The organism is Streptomyces sp. NPDC006743 (assembly GCF_040703815.1).
Lineage (GTDB): Bacteria > Actinomycetota > Actinomycetes > Streptomycetales > Streptomycetaceae > Streptomyces.
The window spans coordinates 1-4,157 of the sequence record NZ_JBEYJA010000128.1; the positions used below are offsets into that span (position 1 = coordinate 1).

At 69.7% G+C, this 4,157-nt stretch carries 4 protein-coding genes and 1 pseudogene; 2 read left to right on the forward strand and 3 right to left on the reverse strand.

Features of this window, described 5'->3' with window-relative positions:
- Positions 1 to 422: 422 nt before the first annotated feature.
- The 3 genes and pseudogenes from ABZ719_RS37290 to ABZ719_RS37300 all read right to left on the reverse strand — a co-directional run bounded on the left by ABZ719_RS37290 (position 423) and on the right by ABZ719_RS37300 (position 2,101).
- Positions 423 to 839 carry an ester cyclase gene (locus ABZ719_RS37290; protein WP_366729611.1) on the reverse strand — a complete coding sequence of 139 codons (417 nt, stop codon included), beginning with the start codon at positions 837 to 839 and terminating at the stop codon, positions 423 to 425.
- A gap of 134 nt (positions 840 to 973) precedes the next feature.
- Positions 974 to 1,147 (reverse strand): annotated as a pseudogene (locus tag ABZ719_RS37295) (MBL fold metallo-hydrolase); the annotation flags it as partial.
- A gap of 159 nt (positions 1,148 to 1,306) precedes the next feature.
- Entirely contained in the window at positions 1,307 to 2,101 is a 795-nt protein-coding gene (locus tag ABZ719_RS37300) for an SDR family oxidoreductase (protein ID WP_366729612.1), read from the reverse strand.
- Positions 2,102 to 2,186: 85 nt separating this feature from the next.
- Between ABZ719_RS37300 and ABZ719_RS37305 the strand changes: the two genes are divergently transcribed.
- Together ABZ719_RS37305 and ABZ719_RS37310 are read left to right on the forward strand one after the other, a co-directional pair.
- Positions 2,187 to 3,038 (forward strand): helix-turn-helix transcriptional regulator, encoded by an 852-nt coding sequence (locus tag ABZ719_RS37305; protein ID WP_366729613.1) that lies wholly within the window; start codon positions 2,187 to 2,189, stop codon positions 3,036 to 3,038.
- Between the two features lie 120 nt (positions 3,039 to 3,158).
- On the forward strand, positions 3,159 to 4,157 hold a 999-nt coding region (locus ABZ719_RS37310; protein ID WP_366729614.1), incomplete at its 3' end, for an IS481 family transposase.

Below are 4,157 nucleotides of genomic sequence, written 5' to 3' on the forward strand. Positions count from 1 at the left end.
GAACCAGCAACCGAAGGGGAAGGTTGGTATGCCACCCCGACAGCCTCCCACCCACACGGCCACCGCACCCACCGAACTTACGAAAAGATCAGTAACGCCCTGTCAGCGTCAGGCACTTGGAGGCTAACTGATCGTTTCAGAATGAGATGCTTGGCCGGAGAGTTGCGCGCCGCGATGATGCGGACCCGGCCCTGTTCTCGCATAGTTGCGGCGATAGGTATGTAGCGCTAGGTGATTGCCCTGGTGCTCGTTACGGCCAGGGCGGTGCCCGGCCCGCGCAGCCCGCCGGGCGATGCGGCATCAGCCAGAAGGTGATGCCGCGGTTCTCGGTGTGGGCGGTCGGAGCGTTTCGCTCCAGGCGCGCGCTGTTGGTGTGCGGTGGTGGAGGGGCGCGGGGCGTGGCCCTGTCGAGGCTCGTGTCGTCAGGTGGTGGAGCCGGCCGTGAGCTGGTTCATGATGTCGGCCAGGTTGTAGTGGGCCCGCTTCTCGATGATCTTCCCGTCCTTGAAGGTGAACAGGTTGAACATGGAGAAGCGTACGTGCGCTCCGCGTGGGGGGATGCCGTAGTAGTCGCCGCTCTGGTCTCCTTCGACCACGACGTAGGCGCCGACCTTGTCGGCTTCGGCGACGGTGTCGAGGACCGTCAGGCGGATGCCGGGGAAGGCGTCGACGTGCTTCTTGTCCACATCGACGAATCCTGCGGCGCCGGGCCGGGAGCTGTCGATCTGGGGGTAGGAGACGAAGTCCGGGTGGAACATGCCGGTGAGCGTGTCGTAGTCGCCCTGCTGAAGGGCCTGGTAGGAGCGGTGCACGAGGCCGGCGTTGGTTCCGGTGGACATGTGATCGGGTCCTTCTCTGTCGTTCTTGCACGGCGCAGGGGACGCCGCGAGGGGTTGCTCCCAGGGGTGGGGCTCGGCGTGTGAGGAGCCCCGCCCCTGGCACGAGGCCTCGGTTCCCGAGTGGGGGTCCGGGCTCAGGCGCGCTGCGCCCAGTCCTGGTCCAGGCGGTCGGTCAGGCCCGCGGCGGCGAAGGCCGCCTCCAGTTCGTCGCGGCCCTCGGTGAAGTGGGCCCAGCCGTCGTGGTGGACCGGGACGACGCGGCGGGCGTCGAGAATCCGGGTGGCCTCGGCCGCCTGGGCGCTGTCCAGTCGAGGGGCGTACAGTTGCCGTCCTGCAGCGCCCGGCCCGGGGGCTGGATCGCAGGTCTGCGCGTCGCGGAGCCCGCTGAGGTTGCTGGGCGGTCCTTTCGGAGTGACGGTTTGGTGCCGTGAGGGTGGGCCTCGGCGGGTGGCGCTGGGCTGTCCTCGTCAGGCGCCGGCGCCGCCGTCGACCGGAAGGATCGCGCCGGTCACGTACGAGGCGCGGTCGCTGAGCAGCCATGCGGCCGCCTCGGCGATCTGCCGGGGCTCGCCCATCTGGCCGAGCGGGATCGACTTGGTCATCTGCTCGACGATGCCGGGGGTCGCTGCCTCCCAGGTGTCGATCATCTCGGTGGAGGTGCCGCCGGGGGTGATGGCGTTGACCCGGATGCGGTCACCGGCCCAGTTCACCGCGGCGGTCTCGGTGAGGCTGTTGAGCGCGCGTTTCATGGCGCCGTAGGCGGGCAGCGCCGGGTTCGCGCGGCGGCTGCCGATGCTGGAGGTGTTGACGATCGCCCCGCCACCGTCCTTCCGCATGAGCGCGGCCTCGGCGGTCATGGCAGTCCAGTGCGAACGGAAGTTCACGGCGAACTGCTCGTCGATGTCCTCGTCGCTCGTGGTCTCGACCGGACCGAACTGCCGCTGGGGGACCGCGCCGTTGTTGAAGGCGCCATCCAGCCGTCCGTGCAGCTTTTCGACGCGGTCGACTGCGGCGCGGATGCTCGCGGGGTCGGCGAGGTCCAGGGTGACGGCGTCGGCGACGTGGCCGTCGGCGCGGATCTCCTTCACGATGTGCGCGAGGGCGTCGGTGCCGCGGGCGGCGAGCACGACGGCGGCGCCCTCGGAGGCGAAGAGCCGGGCCGCGGCCGCTCCGATGCCGCGGCTGGCGCCGGTGATGAAGACGACCTTGCCGGTGAGCAGGCCGACGGGTGCGATCTCAGTGGTGTTCGTGTTGTCCGTCATGGCAACAGCGTCCGGCCGGCCGCCGGCCGGATACAGGCACAACCAGTACTACGATCCGCCGCCGGGCAGCACGCACACTGGCCGTATGGACAAACAGGAGCTCGGGGCATTCCTCCGCAGCCGCCGCGAGCGGCTCCGCCCCCAGGACGTAGGCCTCCCCGCCGGCCCGCGCCGGCGCACACCAGGTCTGCGCCGCGAGGAAGTGGCCGTACTCGCGCACATCTCCACCGAGTACTACATCCGCCTCGAACAGGGCAGGGCGCCACGCCCCTCAGGAGACGTCCTGGCCGCGATCGCCGGCGCCCTGCGGCTCACCGACGCCGCGTCCGACCACCTCCACGTCCTCGCCGGCACCGCGCCGAACCGCACCGGACGGCACCGGCGCGACGTCCGCGCCAGTATCCTCGCGCTTCTCGAACGAATGCCTCAGACAGCTGGCTTCGTGATGTCCGCCGCGTGTGAGGTCCTCGCATGGAACGACCTCGCGGCCGCCCTCATGGAGGACTTCGCCCCGCTCGCCCCCGAGGACCGCAACCTCGCGCGCCGGGCCTTCCCCGGACCCCAGTACGCTGATGAGGCGCTCTACGGGATCTCCGACGCCGCCGACTTCAGGGCGAGCGTCGTGATGCAGCTCCATACCGCCCTTGCCCGCTACCCCACCGACCCCACGGTGACCGGCCTCGTCGACGAACTCCGAGACACCAGCTTCGACTTCGCCCGGCTCTGGGACCGCCACGACGTACAGCCCGTACCGACGCTGACGAAGACCTTCCGCCACCCGGTCGTCGGCGACGTCACCGTCGACTGCGACATCCTCACCCTCACCGACCGCGACCAGCACGTCGTGCTCTACAGCGCACCGCCGGGATCCCCCGGCGCAGAGACGCTGGCTCTTCTGAACGTCCTCGGCGCCCGGGCGAGCGGCTATCTGCACTAGGTGTTCTGTCCGGGGAGGTTGTGGACGGGTGAGCCAGGTCTCGGCTGAGGGATCTTGAACGGGTGAGGGCCTTCCGGTTCGGTGTGGATTGCGACGTCTACACCGACCACAAAGGCCCTCGTGGTCCACCGTAATGCACCCCTGACCGAGACCGGTCGCCTGCGCCTGGCCCGCTGCGTGGTCGAGGACGGCTGGCCGCTTCGCCGAGCCGCGGAACGCTTCCAGGTCTCGCCCACCACGGCCCAGCGATGGGCTGAGCGCTACCGGCAGTTCGGTGAGGCCGGGATGTACGACCGTTCTTCCCGCCCGCACACCAGCCCGCGCCGCACCCCGACCCGCACCGAACGCCGGATCATCAAGGTCCGTGTCCTGCGCCGCTGGGGACCGGCACGCATCGCGCACCTGCTGCACCTGGTGCCCTCGACCGTGCACCGTGTGCTGACCCGCTACGGCCTGGCCCGCCTCACGCACCTGGACCGGGCCACCGGCCGCCTCATACGCCGCTACGAACGCGCCAAGCCGGGCGAACTGGTCCACGTCGACATCAAGAAGCTCGGCAACATCCCCGACGGCGGCGGACACAAAGTCCTCGGCCGACAAGCGGGCCGCAAGAACCGCGCCAACGCCGGCTACAGCTACCTGCACACCGCCGTCGACGACCACTCCCGCCTCGCCTACAGCGAGATCCACACCGACGAGAAGAAGGAGACCGCCACCGGCTTCTTGTCCCGGGCCCACGCCTTCTTCGCCCAGGCCGGAATCACCGTCGAGCGCGTGCTGACCGACAACGGCGCCTGCTACCGCTCACGCGACTGGCGCGAACTGCTCGCATCGGCCCGCATCGCCCACAAACGGACCCGGCCCTACCGGCCCCAGACCAACGACAAGGTCGAACGCTTCAACCGCACCCTGCTGGAGGAATGGGCCTACGCCCGCCCCTACCGCTCCGAACAGGAACGACGCGACACCTTCCCCGCCTGGCTGCACACCTACAACCACCACCGCGGACACACCGCGCTCAAGGTCGGCAGGTACGGCCCCTATCCCGAGCGGTTGCGGGAACAGTTCGAAGGGGTGATCTGGCGGTTCCGGTCCAGTGCCCAGTGGCGGGAGATGCCG

Excerpts from the sequence above, each read along its gene's own strand:
- ABZ719_RS37290 (WP_366729611.1), bottom strand. The coding sequence starts at position 839 with ATGTCCACCGGAACCAACGCCGGCCTCGTGCACCGCTCCTACCAGGCC.
- ABZ719_RS37300 (WP_366729612.1), bottom strand. The coding sequence starts at position 2,101 with ATGACGGACAACACGAACACCACTGAGATCGCACCCGTCGGCCTGCTC.
- ABZ719_RS37305 (WP_366729613.1), top strand. The coding sequence starts at position 2,187 with ATGGACAAACAGGAGCTCGGGGCATTCCTCCGCAGCCGCCGCGAGCGG.